The following is a 19,355-nucleotide window of genomic DNA, read 5'->3' as shown; positions in this document are numbered from 1 at the left end:
CCGCTGCCGTCTTCCGCCCGGCGACGCGGTGTGCCGCACGTCACTCCCGCCACGGTTGATCCTCACACCAGTGTCAAGTTTCAGCATGAGGGCATGGACAACGAACTCTTCGATTACAGCCCGATCGTCGATCGTCCGCCGCTGCGGTGGCCCGGTGACGCCAGGGTGGCGTTCTATGTCGGGCTCAATGTCGAGCACTATCAGGTGGATCGGCCGTCCACGAGCATCTTTCCCGGCACGTTGGGTCTCGCGCCGGATCCGCTGAACTACGGGTGGCGCGACTACGGGCCTCGGGTCGGCATCTGGCGGGTCATCGATGTGCTCGACCGGCACGGCATCCGGGCCAGCGCGTTGCTCAATTCGGATGTGGTCGAACACAATCCACAGATCGTGGCGGCGGGGGTGCGGCGGGACTGGGCGTGGGTCGCCCACGGGAAGAACAACTCGATCTTCCAGCCCGACGTTCCGGCGGACGAGGAGCGCGCCTACCTCGCCGACGTGGTCGCGACCATCGAACGCTCGACCGGGCGCAGGCCGCGCGGCTGGATGGGGCCCGCGCTCACCGAGTCCTTCCAGACCCCGTCGCTGCTGGCCGAACTCGGCCTCGGCTACGTCCTCGACTGGACCAACGACGACCAGCCCTATCCGCTGTCGGTACCCGGCCTGCTCAGCGTCCCGTACTCGGTGGAACTCAACGACAACACGCTGTTCCTCGGCAAGGCCACCAGCGGTCCGGAGTTCGTGCGGATCGTGCGCGATCAGCTCGACCAGCTCTACGCCGAGTCGGCCGGCAGCGGGCGGGTCATGGCGCTGGCCCTGCACCCGTTCGTGATCGGGCAGGCGTTCCGGATCAAGTACCTGGACGAGGCACTCGATTACGTGGCGGGCCACCCGGGAGTGTGGCTCACCACCAGCGACGAGATCGCCGAGCACTACTCCCGCGCGTCGGTGCTTGCCGAACCGGCGCGAGCCGAAGACGATCGGGTCACGTAAACCGATGTGCGAGAGGCAGCGATGGCAGCGCGGGAACAGACACAAGACCAGGACCTCACGGGAAAGACGGTGGTGGTGACCGGCGCGAGCTCGGGCATCGGCGCCGCCGCGGCGCAGCGGCTCGCCGCGCGCGGCGCCACCGTCGCCGTCGTCGGCCGATCGCCGGAGCGAACCGCCGAGGTGGCGGCGAAGGCGGGCGCGCAGCCGTTCGTCGCCGACTTCGCCCGGCTCGACGACGTGCGCAAACTGGCCGATCAACTGCTCGACCGGTACCAGAGGATCGACGTGCTGGCCAACAACGCGGGCGGTGCGTGGCCGAAGCGGACGGTCACCGACGACGGCAACGAACTCACCTTCCAGGTCAATCACCTGTCCCCGTTCCTGCTGACCAACCTGCTGCTGGAGCGCTTGATCCAGGCGCGGGCGCGGGTGGTGAACACCGCGAGCACGACCTACCGGATGGCGAAACTGAACCTGGACACCGCCAACGCGCCGACCGGCTCGTTCAACCAGCTCGGCGCGTACGGCGCGTCCAAGCTGGCGAACATCCTGTTCACCAGGGAGCTGGCCCGCCGCACCGAGGGCACCGGCCTCACCACCGCCGCCTTCCACCCCGGCGCGGTCGCCACCCGCGTCTACGACAACGCGCCGCTGGGCCTCGGCTGGTTCATCCGCTCGCCGCTGGGGCGTCCGTTCTTCCTCCAGCCCGACAAGGGCGCCGAGCCGCTGGTGCACCTGGCCACCACCGCCGACGGCGCGGCGATCAACGGCCAGTACTTCCACCGGCTGGATGTGGAGCCGCCGAAGAACAAGCAGGCGCTCGACGCCGATCTCGCGCGACGGCTCTGGACGCTGTCGGAGCAGGCCACCGGCCTCGCATCGAGCGAGTAATCACGGTCCGGCGAGCCGGAGCGAGGATCCGTCCGCGCGCTCCGGCTCGACGCCGACCCCGTACACCCCACCGGACACCGCGCTCGCGTCCAGCTCGACGATCGCCCGCGCGACTTGCTCGGTGGGGACCAATGCCGGGAAAGTGGTGGGGGCGATGGCGTTCGCGCGCACCCCGAACTCGGCGAACTCGGCGGCGATATGGCGGGTCAGCTGGTTGAGCGCGGCCTTCGACGCGGAGTACAGCGTCTGCCCGGGATAGACCTCCGAGCCGGAAATGCTCGAGACATTGACGATGTTGCGATTGCGCGCGCGATTCTCCTGGCCCGCGTGCAACCAGCATCGTTGCGCCAAGCGCGCCGCGAAACGCAGTGGCACGGCGACATTGAGCGCGAAATGCGGATCGAAGTCCTCCAATCCGGCGTCGCCGTCGACGATGCCGCCCGGGTGCAGCCGGACGTGCGCCGCGTTGTTCACCAGCAGGTCCACCCGGCCGAACCGGGCCAGCGCCAGGTCGACCACCCGTTCCACTTCGCCCGGCTGGGTCAGATCGGATCGCACCACGAACACGCGGGCATCGTTCTCCGGCACCGCCGCGTCCGGCGCCAGCGGATCGACGTACCACTCCAGCTGCGACGGCACCGCGGGTGTGCGGGTGCGGCACACGGCGACGATGTCGTAGTCGCGGTAGTAGGCCTGGCAGAAGGCGTCGCCCAGGGTGCCGCTCGCGCCGGTGAGCAGGCAGACGCGGCGTTCACCAGTGGACAATCTTGTCTCCTCCCCAGCGCCGCTCGGCGTCCGCCCTGGTGCGATGCACCCACATCACCACGCTGTTGCGGTCGTCGACGTTGTTGCCCGCGAACGTATGCCAGGTGCGCGGCGTGACCTCGAACAGCAGCAGCGAATTGTCCAGCGGCGGGACGAGGGTCACCGACGGTAGCGCCGACCCTTCGGCGACGTGGTCGTACAGCGCGGTCTCGCCGCCGTCGCCCGGTGCCCACCCCGGATTGCCCAAATAGAACAGCACCGCGACGGCGCGCACGGTTTCGCGCGCGACGACGCCGGGCGCGCGTGCGCCGGTCTTGGTATGCACGGTGGCGTCGGGCAGGCGCACTTCGCCTGGTCCGGGCGGCGGACCGGGGAACCAGGCCGGATTGAAGTCGTTGTGCGGCCAGCCGAACGGGCTGCCCGGACCGTGGTGGTGCAACGACCCTTCGACGTCACCGGTCGCTTCGACGCCGCCGAGCCGGGCGACCAGGTCGTGCCACTCCCGTGAGGAGAACACCGCGAGCGGGCCGTCGCGCAGATCGGCCAGCCGGATTCCGTCGGCGCTGTAGCCGGCGGCGACCGGCGCGAACAACTCGGGACGCCGCGCGCGGACCCGATCCACTTCCTCGGCCAGCCGTCGATAGAACTCGGGAACGAACACGTCGCGGGCGTACACGTGCGGAAAGGGCCTGCTGCGCCGGATCCAGCGTCGATGGGCGAACAACTCTGCGAACCACTGCGGAACCGGCGGTGTCGCGAGTTCCGGCTCGGTTGTCACCATAACTCCCTCCCGGTCGAACCTCCGTGATCATATTGCCCGTACCCGGAACTCGCGGGCCGGTCCCGGCCTGTCAGGATCACGCGGGTGAGCCGTGATCTGCGTGTGTGTTTCGTGGGGGATTCGTTCGTCGCCGGTGTCGGCGACCCGGGTTCTCTGGGGTGGGCGGGCAGGCTGGTGTCCCTCGCGCACGCGGAAGGGGTCCCGCTGACGGCCTACAACCTCGGGGTGCGCAGACAGACCTCGGCCGAGATCCTGCGGCGCTTCCGCGCGGAGTGCGCGCCCCGCCTGCCGGAAGGTGTCGACGCGCGGGTCGTGCTGTCGTTCGGCGTGAACGACACCATGCACGAGAACGGCGGTTCGCGGGTGGCGCCCGAGGAATCGGTCGCCAACCTCGGCGAGCTGATCGCGCAGGCGGCCGAGCGGGGATGGCCGGTGCTGATGGTCGCTCCGCCGCCGATCGCCGACGACGAGCACAACGCCCGCACCGCCGCGCTGGACGAACGGTTCGCCCAGGTCTGCGCCGGGTCGCACGTGCCGTACGTGCGGGTGCACCAACCCCTGCGCGCCGGCGCGGTGTGGTCCGCCGACGTCCGCGCGGGCGATGGGGCGCATCCGGGGGCCGCTGGTTACCAGGAGATGGCCGCGCTCATCGCTCCGCAGTGGCGCGCGTGGCTGCGGCGGTGACTCGTTGAATTTTCGACCACCGGGCCATGCGATCGTACTTGTCTCAGACAGAATGGCCTATTTTTCGCGTTCGCGACGCATCAACGTGCTCTGGGTCGAACTCCCTTGTGTCACAGTGTGATCCGAATTACCCGGTTGGCACATCCCGCTTGCCCACCTCGGCGCGTCTCCTCCGCGCGGCGGCGAGATCCACCGTCTGCGCGGCCGTCCGCGCTGTCTCGTCCGAGACGAACGCCTCGCTCAATTCCGGTATCCAGCGGACGATTTCGTCGCGATAGGGACCTTCGGTCTCCAGTTGACCGAGCACGCCGACCAGCGTGAGGAACGAGCGGGCGAACGGCGTGAAGTAGGCGGGCATGGTCATCTGCCGGACCACGTTGGTCAATCGAGGATTGGTGGCGCGCAGGACTTGCCGGCGCAACCAGCGGGTGGTCAGGCGGTAGGTCTGGTGCCGGAAGGGCTCGCCGCACGGAGTGATCGCGGCGTAGAGCGCATCGCTGTCGAGTGCGCGTCCGTTCTCCACGAACCCGTGTCTGCGCGTTGCGTCCGCCAGATCGCCAGGGCTGCCGCGGAATATCGCTTTGCAGCAGTCGAGCGTCAATTCGCCGAAGCCCTCCGGCGGCCAAGCGCAGCACGCGCCGAAATCCATCACGCCGAGCCTGCCGTCCGCAAGCACGCGGAAATTGCCAGGATGCGGATCGGCGTACAGCAGGCCGTGCCTGGCCCAGCCCGAAGTCACGAAGCGGACCATGAGCATGCCGACCCGGTCGCGCTCGGCCTTGGTGCCCGAGGCGACGACGCGCGGCACCGGCGTGCCGTCGAGCCACTCGCTGATCAGCACGTCGCCCTGTTGCGCAATCACATTCGGCACGTAGAAGTCCGGATCGTCGGCGTACGCCGCGGCGAAGGCGCGTTGATGATCGGCCTCCGCCGCGTAGTCGAGTTCCCCGGCGACGGACGCGCAGATCGCTTCGGTCACCGCCGCGATGTCCGCGCCAGGCAGGAAAACCGCGGCGAGATAGGAGATCCGACGCAGGTGGTCCAGATCGCGCGCCACCGCCTGCCTGCCGCCGGGATACATCACTTTGACCGCGACCGGTCTGCCGTCGTGCCAGATCGCGCGGTGCACCTGGCCGAGCGATGCCGCGGCGGCGCGCCGATCGTCGAACGCGCGGAAATACGAACGCCATCGCGCTCCGAGGCTTTCGGCCATGGCGGCGTGGACGGTGTGCGGCAGCATCGCGGGCGCGGCGTCCTGCAACCTGCTGAGCGCGATCCGGTACGGCTCGGCCAGCTCCCGGGGCAGCGCCAGCTCGTAGATGGCCAGCAGTTGCCCCAGCTTCGCGGCGCAGCCCTTCAGCTCCCCGAGCACCTCGAAGATGTGCTGCGCGGTGCGGAGCTGAATGTCGCGATTGACTTCTTCGGCCGATCTGCCGAGTGCCCGCTTGCCGAGGCCCGCGGCCTGCCTTCCGGCGAACGCCATCGGCAGCGCGGCGAGCTTGGCCCCGCGAACAGCACCGTGAACAGGTGGTTTACCGTGGGAACGCGACGCGAAAAGCCGGGATCGCTTGCCCGCCGCCCCCTCCTCGGGGCGCTCTCCGATGGGCCGGATGGTCATGACTCACCTCACAGTCGCGGGCACAAGTGTGACACAGGTGCAGTACCGGACAGTAGGGCTTAGACTGTCTGGGACGTATTTCGAAAGTAGTCGAAAGGTGACTTCGATGGGATCCCAGACGGTGGTCGCCGACGTTGCCGACGAGCTGGCGCGCCGGGTTGCCGCAGGGGAATATCAACCGGGGGATCTCATGCCGTCGGTACGTCAGGTCGCCGAGGAGTTCGACATGAACCGCGCGACCGCGCAGCTGACCCTGGGCAGGCTGGAGTCGTACGGTTTCGTCGAAGCCAGGCGCGGCAAGGGATTCACGATCCGTGACGTCAGGGAGGCGGGCGGGGTGGACGTGTACCGCCAGCTGTTCCGTTTCTCGATTCCCATGCCCGACATCGCGATGGAGATGTTCCGCGACCTCGTGGATGTCGAGCGCAATCTCGTGCTGGAGGCGCTGCTCGCCTACACCGGCGGGGAAAAGCGGATCGATTCGGCCGAAACGAAATCCACCATCGACGAACTCGAAGCCATAGCGCGTCAGCAGGATCCGGATTTGCGGCAGATGCTCGCGCTCGAGGTCGCGCTCGTGCGCAGGCTGCTGACCGCGCTCGGACTCCCCATGCAGCGCGCGATCTTGAACTCGATCGGCGAGACGGTGCTCGAGGTGCCGGAGGCGGTCGAGGCGTACTTCGCGGGCGCGCCGGATCTGCACGTCTTGGTCTGGCGGGCGCTGGCCGCGGTGTGGGACTCCGGATCGGGGCCGAGCGAGGCTCAGCTGGCGCTGTTCGAGGATTTGTTCGGCATGTACCACGAGAAGGTCGTCGCGCGCTTCGAGGAGTTGGTGGTCGGCGTCGAGGAAAGCGCCGACGAGCATCGGGCCGCGACCGCCTAGCCGTTTCGTACGCTGCACAATCTGTCTGAGACGTGCTTGGGCGGCTCTCTCGACCCAGTCCGCTCAGGGCCTCCAAAATGTCCCTGCCGCCGGGTTCTGCGCCGAGATCCGACCCAGACACCGCATGGTGCGAATGGGATGAATCGATCCCGAATCGACAAAGGTGCTCGGCCTGCGGTGGAAGGACCGACCGCGCCGAAACGTCTGAGCGGCAGCACAAGCGGCGAGCCCTGCTGTGCCGTGCGATCGACCCGAAGCCGTGCACCGGCGATCGCATCGGCGCGAGGGTGGCCGCCTCGACGCCGGTGCGATCATCCCGGACTCCACCGGCTGGACGCCGCGCGGCCGCACCGCGCGGCATCGCCGCCTCGGAACCTATGCCGGGACTCAGGCTCCGCCGTTGAGCTTGTTGAGACGCTCGCACGCCTCGACGTACTCCTGGATCAGGCGGTTGACCACGTCCGCCGACCGCTCCACCCGGTTCATCATGCCGACGATCTGGCCGACCGGGTTGAAGTTGACGTCCTTGGCGGCCTCCGGATAGCGGTGCCCGCGCTTCACGCCGTCCAGCGCGACCATCATCTGCAGCGGCATCGGCAGCGGATCCGGGGTGTCGGCCCGCTCCCACGCCTCGGTCCAGTCATTGCGCAGCATGCGGGCGGGCTTGCCGGTCCATGCGCGCGAACGCACGGTGTCGTGGCTGGTGGCGTCGATGTAGGTCTGCATCTGGGCGGGCGGAACGTTGGCTTCCTCGACGGTCAGCCACACCGAGCCGGTCCACGCGCCCGCGGCGCCCATCGCCATCGCGGCGGCCACCTGGCGGCCGTTGCCGATGCCGCCCGCGGCCAGCACCGGCAGGTCGCCGACGGCGTCGATGACCTGCGGCCACAGCACCATCGATGACACCTCGCCGCAGTGACCGCCGCCCTCGGTCCCTTGGCACACCACGAAGTCAAGGCCCGCGCGCTTGTGGTTGAGCGCGTGCTTGACCGAACCGCACAGCGCGCCGATCAACCGGCCGGAATCCTGCACCTGCTTGATCACGTCCTCCGGCGGGGTGCCGAGGGCGTTGGCGACCAGCTTCGCCTTCGGATGCCGCAGGATCACTTCGACCTGCGGCCCCGCGGTGGTGGCGGTCCAGCCGAGCAATTGGTTGTGGTGCTCGTCCTCGGGCAGCTTGGGCACGCCGTGGTCGGCGAGGATCTTCTCCGCGAAGTCGCGGTGCCCCTGCGGGACCAACTCGGCCAGCTTGGCCTCGAGTTCCTCCGGGCTCAGCCCATCGATGCCCTTGCCCTCGTACTTCGAGGGAATCACCAGGTCGACGCCGTAGACGCCCTGCACGTGCTCGTCCAGCCAGGCCAGCTCGACCTCGAGCTGCTCGGCGGTGAAGCCGACGGCGCCGAGCACGCCGAGTCCGCCCGCGTTGCTGACCGCGGCCGCCACGTCGCGGCAGTGGGTGAAGGCGAAGATGGGGAATTCGATCCCGAGCCGTTCGCAGATTTCGGTACGCATGGCGTGCTGGTCTCCCTAACTGCTCCGCCGCGAACGGCGCGGCGCAGATGTACTAGAACGAGTTGCATAAGTGGCGCTCGGCTCGGCTCGGTCGCCGCGCGTCGAGTCCGCCGCGAGCCGCTGATATCGCCATGAAGCGGCTGCGGCTTCGTCGACTGGCCGTTGCACCATGCCTCGACAGTAACACGTTCTAGTTTTCTGCGGAATGCGCTGCCGGGTCAGGCGGTGTCGCGCTCCAGTTCGGCGAGCGAGGCCTCCAGGTGATCGAGCAGACGGGGCAGTTGCGGCACACTGCGGCGGCAGCCGACCACGCCGAAGTCGAGATTGCCCGCGTTGGAGGTCAGCGTGATGTTCACCGCCTGGCCGTCGAACGGGATCGACAGCGGGTAGCTCGCGTCCAGCCGCGCACCGTTCCAATACATCGGCTCGCGCGGCCCCGGCACGTTGGAGATCACGATGTTGAAGGTCGGATTGGTCCACGGGATCAGCGCGGGCACGAGATTGAGGGCCAGCGGGCTGAGCATCAATGCCGACAACGCCATCGTCTGGTTGCACGACAGCGTGCGGTACACGTCCTTGCCGTCGCGCATCGACGCGGCGACCACCTGGAGGCGGCCGAGCGGATCGGCGATGTCGGTGCCGAGGTTGCACAGCACCGCGCCGACCTTCACCCCGTCGGTCTCCTCGTCGTCCTCGGCGCGCAGCGACATCGGCACCATCGCGACCAGCGGCTTGTCCGGCAGGGCGTTGCGTTCCAGCAGATACCGTCGCAGCGCGCCCGCCGACATGGTGAGCACCACGTCGTTGAGCGTCGCGCCGGTCGCCTTCTTCACCTGCTGCAACCGCTCCAACGGCAAGGACCGCACCACCGCGCGGCGCGCGCCGCCGATGGGGACGTTGAACATGGTGCGCGGCGCCGCGAACGGCAGGGTCAGCTGCTGGCGCGCCAGCGCGGTGCGCGCGGCACGCAGCACCGACGCGCCGGACGTGGCGGCGGCGACCAGATTGCGCGCCGCGCTCCCCGTACCGGACCGCGTCCCGCGCCTGCCCCGAGGCAGGTGCCACGGCACCCGTGTGACACTCGAGCCCGGATCGCTGGTCAGCGTGCGGCGCAGGAGACGCTGCGCGGAAACGCCGTCGATCAACGCGTGATGCATCTTCGAATACAGCGCGAACCTGCCGTCGGCGAGCCCTTCGATCAGATGGAACTCCCACAGCGGGCGGTGCCGGTCGAGCAGACTGCTGTGCAGCCCGGCGGCCAGCTCGACGAGCTGGTCCATGCGCCCCGGCCCAGGGACGGCCAGCCGCCGCACGTGATAGTCGAGTTCCACGTCGTCGGCATAGGTCCACGCCATCTGCGGGGATCCGAAGATCGTGGCGGGATGCTTGCGGAAGGCCGGATCGACGTCGGTGTTGCCCACCAGTCTGTCGTGCACTTGTGCGGCGAAATCCGGCCCGGCGTCCTCCGGCGGCTCGAACAGTTGCAGCGCACCCACGTGCATCGGCTGTTCCCGGGATTCGGCGAGCAAGAAGACGGCATCGACCGGCGCGATGAATTCCATGATGAGTCGCCCCCTGACGACATGGTGAAGATGTTCGGAGTTCGATCGACCACGTTGTCGGCGGGCCCGCGCAGCCGTGAAGCCGCCGCGACACGACAAACCTACCCGGAGACGGACTCACCCGGACCGGATGGAACGTGTTCGGTATGTCACCGAACCTTCGCGGCCAGTAGGTAGGCCTGCCCGAACCGCTCCTCGGGATCCGGCTCGCGCACCATCCGAGCGATCATGGTGAACCCGGCGGCACCGAGCAGGCGCGCGAGACGCTTCGGCGCCCACCGATAGGCGCGAGTCACCTTGTGGTCGAAGGCTTCCACCGCATCCGGCTGGTCTGCCGTTTGGAAGGCCAGCAACACGTGCCCTTTGTTTGCGAGTACCCGATGGAACTCGCTCAACACGTGCGGCACGCGATCCGGCGGAAGGTGGATCAACGAGTACCACGCCACGATGCCGCCGAGCGCCTCGTCGCCTATGGGTAGCTGTTCCACCGACCCTTGCGCGAAAAGCAGCTGTGGATGTTCCGCGCGGGCCAGCTCCAGCATGCGTGGCGAAAGATCGATGCCGAACACCTGGGCCCCCAACGACGCGAGATGGCCCGTGAGCCGTCCGGGGCCGCAACCGAGATCGGCGATCGGCCCGGAACCCTTGCGCGCCACCGACTCCACGAACGCGCCGAGCATCGCGCGGTCGAGTACCGCGCCGGCGAGGTGGTCCCGGAAAAGCTCGGTATAGAGATCGGCGACGTCGTCGTAGGCGGCGCGGGTGACGGCCACGTCGGGATGTTCGTCTGCGAAGTCTTCCGTCGGATGCAGCATCCCGAGCAGCGTATTACCTACTCCCCCGGATCGAATGCCTGGGCGACCGCGAGACTGTCCTCGTAGACGTGGTGCCGGACGATCAGACCGTCTCGCACCGTCAGATGCAACGCGAACCGCGCGCGATAGGCGCGGCCGGTGCGGCGGGCGGTCTGCCGGATCTCCCCGAGCACCACGGCGTCCGCACCGTCGACCAGCACCCGCTCGACCCGGGTGTCCACGTCCTCCGGCACATGGTGTTCGGCGAGCGAGCGGTAATGCTCGGCGGCGTCGGCGCGGGTACGACGGTGCCGGATCCAGGGCGTCGCCGCGCGGCCGTGCTCCGCCTCCGGCCAATCGAGCTGCCAGTCGGTGTCTTCGGCGTACAACTCGGCCACCGCGTCCGGGTCTCCGGAAGCGATTCGCCGCAACAACTCTTCGACCACCGCTCGAGTGGCGGGCACGGTGACTGACACGAGAAGTCCTTTCGCACACCCGCCGCGCGATCACGCGGCGCGCAACCGATTCTCGGCAGTGCCGCCCCTCCTGGCGATTACTTCTCGGGTAATGGGACGGCGGCCTCTGGTGCCGGGGGCGCGGCGAGGTCCGTGCTCGCCTCGCCGCGCCCGCGCGCGGTTCCGAGCACCGAACCGAGGATGACCAGCGGGAAGCCGATCGCCATTCCCGCGGTCAGCGGCTCGCCGAGCGCCGTGACGCCGAGCAGGATCGCCACCGCGGGATTGATATAGGTGATCACCGTGGCACGGGCAGGGCCGACCTCGGCGATCAACGCGAAGAAGAACAGGAACGCCACGGCGGTGCAGACCACCGCGAGCCCGAGCACCGACCAACCCGCGTCTGCGGTGAGGTGCGACGGGCGCAGCCACCCCGCGAACGGCGCGTAGATCACCGCCGCCAGCAGCAACGATGCGGTCACCACACCGAGCGGGGGCAGATCGGCCAGCGCGCGATTGATGACGATCGGGCCGACCGCGTAGCCGACCGTGGTCAGCCCGATCGCGGCGATCGCGGCCGGATTCCCCAGGTCGACGTCCAAGCCGACGAGCGCGGCGACACCGGCGAACCCCACGAACAGACCGGCCACCCGGCGCGCGTCGAACCGGTCGTGGCCGAGCGCGGTCACGATCACCACGGCGATCAGCGGCACCGCCGCGATCAGCAGGCCGACCGTCGAGCTGTGCAGCGTGGTCTCGGCGTACCCGATCAGCAACCACGGCCCGGTGATCTCCACCAGGGTGTAGAGCAGCAGCGGCCGCCACCGCCGGAACACCGGCGCCAGCGCGTCGGTGTACAGCGCGACCGGCAGGAGCAGCAAACCGCCGATCAGCGTGCGGCCGAACGCGACCACGATCGGATCGAGATCCACTACCGCGACGCGGATCATCGCGTACGGCACGCCCCAGATCACGCCCATCGCCAGGAACAGCGCCCACCCGCGGCGGGTCATCGCGCGACCGCTCCGCGATGCGGACCGACGGTGACCGACTCGGTGTCGGGGGTTGGGAACATGCTCCGCTCGCTTTCGACCACTGCGAGCTTATTCAGGTGATCGGATCATCCGACAGATCCGGTTTCCCGTCCCCGGTAAGGCCGGTGAGCACGGATCCGTGTCCCATTAGTCCTATTTGAGCGAATGGTGCGCGCGGACAACGCTGTTCGGGCTAGTCTTCGCCCGGAACGAAGGGAAGACATCATCGTGGTCGACGTGATCCGCCGGCTTGCCCCGAGCGAGGAGATGTTCGCCGCGGGCGAGGTCTTCATCGGTTACGCGGCACGGGTATCCGGCCGGTTGGACCTGCCCGCCTTGACGGCGGCCCTCGAGTCCGTCACCAGGGCGCACCCGATATTGCGCGCCCGCATCGAGTCGTCCGCGGAGGGCGGTCGCGTCTTCGTCGCGACGGACGCCACGCCGCAGATCTTCGTCGCCGACGGCAATCCCGAATCGGCGCTCACCGGAGCGAAATTCGATCAGCGCACGGGCGTCTGCGGACTCTGCGTGGTGCGCGACGGCGATACCGCGAGCGTCACCCTCGTGATCCATCACAGCATCGCGGACGCCTTCCACGCGTTCGTCATCGTCACCGAATTCTGGGCCGGGTATCGGGCCGCGGTCGGCGGCGCCACCCCCGAGGCGCCGGTACACGCGTTCCCCGACCCGGTGGAGCGCCTGCTCGCGGCGCGCGGCATCGAGAAGATGGCGCTGCCCGGCGCCGCGAACACCGCAGCCACGCCGCACGTCCCGCCGCCGCGCGACGACGACTACCCGACGCTGCGCACCACCCGATGCCTGCTCACCCGGGAGGAGACCACCGCGCTGGTCGCCGTCGGGCACCGCGAGAACGTCACGGTGCACGGCCTGGTGTCGGCCGCGCTGTTGCGGACCGAAGCCCAGATTCGCGAACTGCCGCTCACCGGCCTGCTCTACCTGTACTCCGTCGACCTGCGGACCAGGGTCACCCCGCGAATCGGCGCCACCGAAGGGACCAACGTTCTCGGGTTCGCCAATTACCTCTCCCCCGCATCCGACGTGACGCTGGTGGAATCGGCCCGCGGCATCGGCGCGGCGCTGCACGCGGGCCTGTCCGCCGGCATCGTGCAGCGCACCCCGTTGAGCATCCCCGACATGGCGGCGGCGCCGCGCCCGGCTCTGCCGGGCGTGGTCATCGCGACCAACTGGGGCACCATCCCGCCGCTACCGGAACAGGACGAGCTGCGGATCGACGACTTCCACTCCGCCATGCTCGCGAAGCCGGATCTGACCGGACGCCGCCCGCAGCAACCCGGCGGCGGCACCTGTGTCATCAGCACGTTCGACGGGCGGCTGAGCGTGGAGATCCATCACCCCGAGGAATTCACGCAGATCCAGCGTCATCGCATCGAAGTGCTCGGCCGTCACCTCCGGGGCGTGCCCGACTGACGAGGCCGTCGGGCGGTACGCCAACGGTGCGTCCGATTACGCCGCACCCCTCGCGCGTTGGCGGGCGAATCCGCATGACCACGCTGTTAGGGTTGGCCACTCCCAGGAAAACCCGTCAACAGTCGTTCGTCCTGGTGGCGGGCGTCTCCCAGCTTCGGCGAACGAAAGGAACGGCAACCGGTGGCCAACACAAGCGGCGGGCCTGCCCGAGTCGCAGTGGTAACGGGCGGTTCGCGCGGCATCGGCCGCGCGTGCGCCGAACGGCTCGCCGGTGACGGGTGCGCCGTCGTGCTGAACTTCGCGTCGAATGCCGCCGAAGCCGACAGCGCCGCCGAACAGATCCGCGGCGCGGGCGGCGTGGCGCTGACCGCACAGGGGGACGTGGCCGACGAATCCGCGATGGCCGCGGTGTTCGACCGGGCGGAAAGCGAATTCGGCGGCGTCGACGTCGTGGTGCACGCGGCGGGCCGGATGCATCTCGCGCCGGTGGCCGAGCTCGATCTGGCCGTGCTCGACAGCCTGCACCGGACCAATATTCGCGGCACTTTCGTCGTCGACCAGCAGGCGGCGCGCCGACTGCGGCCGGGCGGGGCGATCGTCAACTTCTCCACCTCGGTCGTCGGAACCGCGTTTCCGACGTACGGGGCCTACGTCGCCAGCAAGGGTGCCGTCGAGGCGCTGACCATGATCCTGGCGCGCGAATTGCGCGGCCGGGACGTGACGGTCAACGCGGTGGCGCCCGGCCCGACCGCAACGGACCTCTTCTTGGACGGAAAGGACGACGCCACCATCGCCCGGCTCGCCGACGCCGTGCCGCTGCAACGACTCGGCGCACCGGCCGACATCGCCGCCGTGGTGGCGTTTCTGGCCAGTCCGGACGGCCACTGGGTCAACGGCCAGATCATTCGCGCCAACGGCGGCTTGGTCTGAGCGAAGACGCCGAGGGCCGCGACCACGCCTGGAGGCTGTGATCGCGGCCCGTGGGTCGATCAGTTCGACGGTTTCGCGGTCGTGGTCGGCGCCGCTTGCGTTGTCGTCGTGGTCGATTCCGTGGTGGTGGGCTTGGTCGTCTCGACCGGAGCCGCGACCGGAGCCGGAGCGGGCGGCGTGGTGACCACCGGCGCCGAAGTGGTGCTCGAGCTCGGCGCCGCCGTCGGCCGCTCCGTGGTACCGGTCGTCGTCGGCGCGGCGCTGGTCGTCGTGGGCGCGGCGCTGGTCGGCTTCGGCGACGTGGTCGACGCCTTGGCCGGCTCGGTCGTCGGAGCCGCCGAGGTGGTCTCCACCGCCTTGTACACGGCGGCCAGATCCGCCGCCTGCGGCTTGGACGTCGGGTCGACCTGCTTGCCGGCCTGCGCCTGCTTCGCCAGGTGGGTGAGCCAGGCGGCGGCGTACTCCGCCGAGGTCAGCGGCTTGCCCGCGGCGGGATCGGCGTCGTCCCAGTAGTCGAAGTGGTGACCGGTGTGGTTCGGCCCGAGCGTGAGGTTGTACGGGTCGCTCAGGATCACCGGGATGGTGTTCTGGTTCGTCACGATCAGTCCGACGATCTCGTTGAGCACCTTCTGCGGCAGGTAGGCCAGCGGCGACATCTCGTTCGTGGAAATCGCCTCCGCCTGCGCAGGAGCCTTCTTCTCCCCCGGCTTGTACGCCGGATCCGACACCCGCAACAGCACCTGCAGGAAGGTCTCGTCGCTCTGCATCCAGTTCGGCTGCGACTGGATGTCCGCGAACGCCGCCATCGCGATCCGGCCGAGGACCACGGCGACGTCCTGCCCGGTCGCGGGCGTCAGCCCGTCGCGCTCGAGCGCGTCGACGTTCAACTGCCTGCCGACATTGACCACCAACTGCAGCAGGGAGATGTTCTGCGGCGCCGAGCAGGTGAGATCGCCGTCGGAGCAGAACGACGCGATCTTGCCGTTGAGCGCGCCGAAGTCGCCGCTGGTTCCTTGCACCGCGCCCTGTCCGGGGACCGGGTTGGCGCCGCTCTGATATTTCTGGTCGAAGCCGTCCGGATTGCCGAACGGGTCCTTCGATCCGGGGAACGGCCCGTCGCCCGCCGACCGGCCCGAATCGGCGAGGATGACGACGCCGACGACGTCGTCCGGGTCCACGATCCCGTAGGCGCCGTCCTGGCCGGGTTCCTGATGGCCGATCTTCATCGCGACACGGCGGACGACGTCGGCGCCCTCGCTGTATCCGACGATCGAGAACTTGGTGTCGGGGCACGCCTGGGCGATCTCCCGCATCACCCGTTCGGTGTTCTCGACACCGGCGTTGACGGCGTCCTCATAGGTGGACATATTCGCCGGATAGGCGATGTAGACCGCGGCGTACGCGTCCGGATCGACGTCGTCGGCGGGTGCGTTGACCACCGGATCGACCCACTCGCTGCTGTGATCGCCCGACAGCGCCGCGGGCAAAGGGTTGCCGTTCGCGTCCACCAGCATCTTGGTGGTGCCCTCCACCGGAGTGTCGTTGCGACCGGCCACCGAGATGGTGACCATGTCGCGGCATTCCGTGACGGACGTCGTGAGCCGCGTATCCCTGGTTTCCGGCGTCGAGGTCAGCGCCAACGAGGCGACGACGACCGCCGCCACTCCCAACGCCGCCGGTGCGGCCACCGCCGAAGCGATACGATGCCGCGCGAAGAACTCGCGAAGAGCCATGTCCTGATTCCCATTCCATACACCGACAAAGTGGACGGACAAGCCCCCCGACGGGCCATACGTCACCGAGGACGTCGTGGCCGGGGCCCTGAGCGTTACTTGATGCCGGATGGAAGGGTTCGAACCCCGAAGCGTCTTCCGCCTACCCAGCGCGTCGGAGCACCGCTCGGCGGCGTCGTCGACCGGCGACGACGCCGCGCCGCGAGGTCATCGGGACGCACACGGCGCCCCGATGCTCATCGCCGGCAGAACTCAGCCGCGCGCCATGTCCACGAACCGCGACAAATGCAATTGGTGGGCGACAGTAATTGTCGCGGTAGGACCGTTACGGTGTTTGCCGAGAATAAGGTCCGCCTCACCGCCGCGCGGGTCGTCGCGCTCGAAAGCATCGGGACGATGCAACAGGATGACCATATCCGCATCTTGTTCCAGGGAGTTGTGCGCCGAGATTCCCTGCGCGACGAAATTGTGTGTTCCTGGCACGGTGCCGTCGTAGACGTCCTGCTCACCGAGGCTGGTGATGTCGACGATCTTGTCCCAGAAGACATCGTTCGTGGCGAACATTTCGATTTCTGCGTCTTCCAGCACTGCTGCCACCCGAGCCAGCCGGGATCGACTGGGCGAGTGCCTCCACATCGTCGATCCGCAGAAACGTGAACCCATCGCCGCCGAGAATTCGCGGTGCGTCATGCCCTTGGCGCTCAGCAGCGTACGAACCTTCGACCAAACCTCGCGGGGAACCGTGTCGACGTTGGTATTGCGTGTCATCGGCTCCAATTGGGCAAGGGCTGCTCGGGCGGACTGCCCCCGTGCGCCGTGCACCCCGATGTCACGCAGGAAGATCGTCTGATTCTCCGCGCCGTCGATAGTGAGATGCCAACAATCCCGGTAGCCGGACTTGGTGACTTTTTTGATGCGGCCGTGCACGCCCAAGCGCAGCAGCAATTGGACTACATCGTCGATCAGGCGGCGGCTGGTGGATGCGTAGTAGATCCTCGCCTGACGTCCCTTCGCATCCCAGCGCACGGAGCCATCCGTTGCCCAGAGATGATGCAGGAACAATGCTATCTGATCATTCGGAAGCGCGAAGACGCGCTTGGGTACGAACTTCTCATAGCTGCGCAGACCGAACAGTCCCAGTTCATCCAGCCACGCGGCAACCGGATTGCGTTTGCCGCGCGCAAGTCGGTTCGGAGCGCGCAGCCGAAGCGTCGTGACCCTCGCTGCCGCATAGTCGTCACGAGCGACGGTAACGCCGAAATGCGTCGCTGCTTCGGTGACCGCCGCCAGGTTTTCCTCATCGACGCTGGCATAGCGCAGCGGCTGCCGCTTCACGCAGGAGCCGTCGCCGATCATGTGGGCGAGCAGGATGACCTCGGCATCGGGCATCCGCGACGTGTGTACCGGCTCCGGTACCCGACGAGGAGTGGCGAGTCGGTCGCCGACCGACAGCTTCTCGAGCGGAATCCAGCCATCCAAGGTCAAGAACGGATGGTTTCCCGTCGCTTCCACTTCTCGGCCCGATGCCAGGCGCAGGCGGAACACTTCTTTGCGCCCGCTGGAGAACACCTTCACCATCGGTCGGGCAACCATCCGCATCCGTTCATCGAGCGACCACACCAACGGCCGCTCCCCGCTCGACAGCAGGTCGCCGAGCGTGGTCTCGTCGCCGGTGTCGGCGCGGAGGATGCGGGTGCTGGCGGGCATGCAGCCCGATTCGCGGAGATCGGACACCATGGGGCGCTTGTCGGTTCGCTGTTCGGGACCGCGGTTGAGCTGGCTGATCGCGACCACCGGCACTTCGAGTTCCTTGGCCAGCAGTTTCAAGTTACGGGAGAAGTCCGAGACTTCCTGCTGACGGGATTCGACCTTTTTGCCCGACGTCATCAGCTGGAGGTAATCCACCACCACGAGTTTCAAATCGTGGCGCTGTTTGAGCCGTCGCGCTTTGGCGCGGATTTCCATCATCGTCAGGTTCGGCGAATCGTCCACGAACAGCGGCGCTTCGCTGATCTCACTCATCCGCCGCGCCAGCTTGGTCCAGTCGTCGTCGCTCATCCGCCCGGACCGCATATCCCCGAGCTTGATCTTCGCCTCCGCCGACAACAACCGCATGACGATTTCGGTGCGACTCATCTCCAGTGAGAAGATGACGCTCGCCAAGCCGTGCTTGATCGAGCAGCTGCGCATGAAATCCATTCCCAGCGTCGATTTACCAACTCCAGGCCTGGCGGCGACGATGATCATCTGGCCCGGGTGCAAACCGTTGGTGATTTCGTCGAGTTCGGTGAAACCTGTGGGGACGCCGAGGGATATGCCGCCGCGGCTGGCGATGGAGTCGATCTCGTCCATCGTCGGCTGGAGCAATTCTTCGAGGGGGAGGAAGTCTTCGCTGGTGCGGCGTTCGGTGACCTCGTAGACCTCGGCTTGGGCGCGGTCGACCACCTCGGCGACGTCCTGGCCGTCGGCGCCCGCGTAGCCGTACTGGACGATGCGGGTGCCCGCCTCGACCAAGCGGCGCAGAATGGCCTTCTCGGCGACGATCTCGGCGTAGTAGCCCGCGTTGGCCGCGGTTGGCACGGTCTGGGTGAGCGTGACCAGATAGGGCGCGCCGCCGATGCGCTTGAGCTCGCCACGGCGGTCGAGGCCCGCGGCGACGGTCACCGGGTCGGCGGGCTCCCCGCGCCCGTAGAGATCCAGGATCGTGTCGTAGATGGCCTGATGGGCGGGGCGGTAGAAATCGCCGGGCCGAAGCACCTCGACCACGTCGGCGATGGCGTCCTTGCTCAACAGCATGCCGCCGAGCACCGACTGCTCGGCCGCCATGTCGTGCGGAGGCTGGCGACCGAAATCTTCGCCGGGAGGTTCGGGCGGGAAATCCGTGTGCCCGCGGTCATCGGTGGTTGTCACCAGACTCGACCGTCCTCTCTACCCCGCGACCGGGATGCACCCTGTCGACTCGTTTTACTCCCGGGCACCGACACGTTCGTCCAAGCCGTTGACCAGGGCTCCAGCTACCGCCGCGGCACCGGTCCGTGCGCGCGCTGGGGAGCGGTCGGCGCGCAGCGATGCGACGAACCTAGGCGACCCGCAGGGCGGGCACCAAACCGTCCTGTGCACACAGCTGTGGATAACTTGGGGAGAGTTCACCCAACCGTGTGCACCCCCTGTGTACAACTTGGGGAAAACCCAGTCCGACAAGGTCAAATACGCAGATAGACATGGGCTTCCACGTTTTTCCAGGTGTGGATTAAGAAAGCACCGGCGTGTC

General features: G+C 68.1%; 16 protein-coding genes. 6 read left to right on the top strand and 10 right to left on the bottom strand.

Features of this window, described 5'->3' with window-relative positions:
* Positions 1–93 precede the first annotated feature (93 nt).
* Positions 94–993 (top strand): polysaccharide deacetylase family protein, encoded by a 900-nt coding sequence (locus U3653_RS01915; RefSeq protein ID WP_195079502.1) that lies wholly within the window; start codon positions 94–96, stop codon positions 991–993.
* Between the two features lie 21 nt (positions 994–1,014).
* Positions 1,015–1,884 carry an SDR family NAD(P)-dependent oxidoreductase gene (locus U3653_RS01910; protein ID WP_195079501.1) on the top strand — a complete coding sequence of 290 codons (870 nt, stop codon included), beginning with the start codon at positions 1,015–1,017 and terminating at the stop codon, positions 1,882–1,884.
* Here the strand turns inward: U3653_RS01910 and U3653_RS01905 are convergent, their stop codons facing one another.
* Together U3653_RS01905 and U3653_RS01900 are read right to left on the bottom strand one after the other, a co-directional pair.
* Positions 1,885–2,649 (bottom strand): SDR family NAD(P)-dependent oxidoreductase, encoded by a 765-nt coding sequence (locus U3653_RS01905; RefSeq protein ID WP_323124335.1) that lies wholly within the window; start codon positions 2,647–2,649, stop codon positions 1,885–1,887.
* Entirely contained in the window at positions 2,636–3,430 is a 795-nt protein-coding gene (locus U3653_RS01900) for a 2OG-Fe(II) oxygenase family protein (protein ID WP_195079500.1), read from the bottom strand. Before U3653_RS01900 ends, U3653_RS01905 begins: the two co-directional genes overlap by 14 nt.
* An 84-nt stretch (positions 3,431–3,514) precedes the next feature.
* Here U3653_RS01900 and U3653_RS01895 point away from each other — a divergent pair, with 84 nt between their 5' ends.
* Positions 3,515–4,114 (top strand): DUF459 domain-containing protein, encoded by a 600-nt coding sequence (locus U3653_RS01895; RefSeq protein WP_195079499.1) that lies wholly within the window; start codon positions 3,515–3,517, stop codon positions 4,112–4,114.
* 127 nt (positions 4,115–4,241) lie between these two features.
* Here the strand turns inward: U3653_RS01895 and U3653_RS01890 are convergent, their stop codons facing one another.
* Positions 4,242–5,732: an ABC1 kinase family protein gene (locus U3653_RS01890; protein WP_323124334.1), complete on the bottom strand. Its 1,491-nt coding sequence runs from the start codon at positions 5,730–5,732 to the stop codon at positions 4,242–4,244.
* 106 nt (positions 5,733–5,838) lie between these two features.
* Here U3653_RS01890 and U3653_RS01885 point away from each other — a divergent pair, with 106 nt between their 5' ends.
* A complete protein-coding gene (locus U3653_RS01885; protein ID WP_195079498.1) occupies positions 5,839–6,615 on the top strand; it encodes a GntR family transcriptional regulator in 777 nt (258 codons plus the stop codon).
* A 387-nt stretch (positions 6,616–7,002) separates the two neighbouring features.
* On the opposite strand, the gene U3653_RS01880 is transcribed toward U3653_RS01885, so the two are convergent.
* The 5 genes from U3653_RS01880 to U3653_RS01860 all read right to left on the bottom strand — a co-directional run bounded on the left by U3653_RS01880 (position 7,003) and on the right by U3653_RS01860 (position 11,951).
* A complete protein-coding gene (locus tag U3653_RS01880) occupies positions 7,003–8,127 on the bottom strand; it encodes an NAD(P)H-dependent flavin oxidoreductase (RefSeq protein WP_195079497.1) in 1,125 nt (374 codons plus the stop codon).
* A 218-nt stretch (positions 8,128–8,345) separates the two neighbouring features.
* Positions 8,346–9,689: a WS/DGAT/MGAT family O-acyltransferase gene (locus tag U3653_RS01875; RefSeq protein ID WP_195079496.1), complete on the bottom strand. Its 1,344-nt coding sequence runs from the start codon at positions 9,687–9,689 to the stop codon at positions 8,346–8,348.
* Between the two features lie 149 nt (positions 9,690–9,838).
* Positions 9,839–10,504, bottom strand: a complete 666-nt coding sequence (locus U3653_RS01870) for a class I SAM-dependent DNA methyltransferase (RefSeq protein ID WP_195079495.1) — start codon at positions 10,502–10,504, stop codon at positions 9,839–9,841.
* A 17-nt stretch (positions 10,505–10,521) separates the two neighbouring features.
* Entirely contained in the window at positions 10,522–10,959 is a 438-nt protein-coding gene (locus tag U3653_RS01865; protein ID WP_195079494.1) for a nuclear transport factor 2 family protein, read from the bottom strand.
* Positions 10,960–11,036: 77 nt separating this feature from the next.
* Positions 11,037–11,951 (bottom strand): DMT family transporter, encoded by a 915-nt coding sequence (locus U3653_RS01860; protein ID WP_195079493.1) that lies wholly within the window; start codon positions 11,949–11,951, stop codon positions 11,037–11,039.
* A gap of 249 nt (positions 11,952–12,200) precedes the next feature.
* Here U3653_RS01860 and U3653_RS01855 point away from each other — a divergent pair, with 249 nt between their 5' ends.
* Entirely contained in the window at positions 12,201–13,421 is a 1,221-nt protein-coding gene (locus tag U3653_RS01855; RefSeq protein WP_195079492.1) for a phthiocerol/phthiodiolone dimycocerosyl transferase family protein, read from the top strand.
* A gap of 180 nt (positions 13,422–13,601) precedes the next feature.
* On the top strand, positions 13,602–14,351 hold the full coding sequence (locus U3653_RS01850; RefSeq protein ID WP_195079491.1) for an SDR family oxidoreductase: 750 nt from the start codon (positions 13,602–13,604) through the stop codon (positions 14,349–14,351).
* Between the two features lie 59 nt (positions 14,352–14,410).
* Here U3653_RS01850 and U3653_RS01845 read toward each other — a convergent pair whose 3' ends face one another.
* Complete coding sequence (locus U3653_RS01845) at positions 14,411–16,084, bottom strand: cutinase family protein (protein WP_195079490.1); 1,674 nt, start codon at positions 16,082–16,084, stop codon at positions 14,411–14,413.
* 252 nt (positions 16,085–16,336) lie between these two features.
* Entirely contained in the window at positions 16,337–18,994 is a 2,658-nt protein-coding gene (locus U3653_RS01840) for a replicative DNA helicase (RefSeq protein ID WP_195079489.1), read from the bottom strand.
* Positions 18,995–19,355 lie beyond the last annotated feature (361 nt).

It is taken from the genome of Nocardia implantans, from assembly GCF_035544775.1.
Lineage (GTDB): Bacteria > Actinomycetota > Actinomycetes > Mycobacteriales > Mycobacteriaceae > Nocardia > Nocardia implantans.
This window is presented reverse-complemented; position numbering and strand designations above follow the sequence as displayed.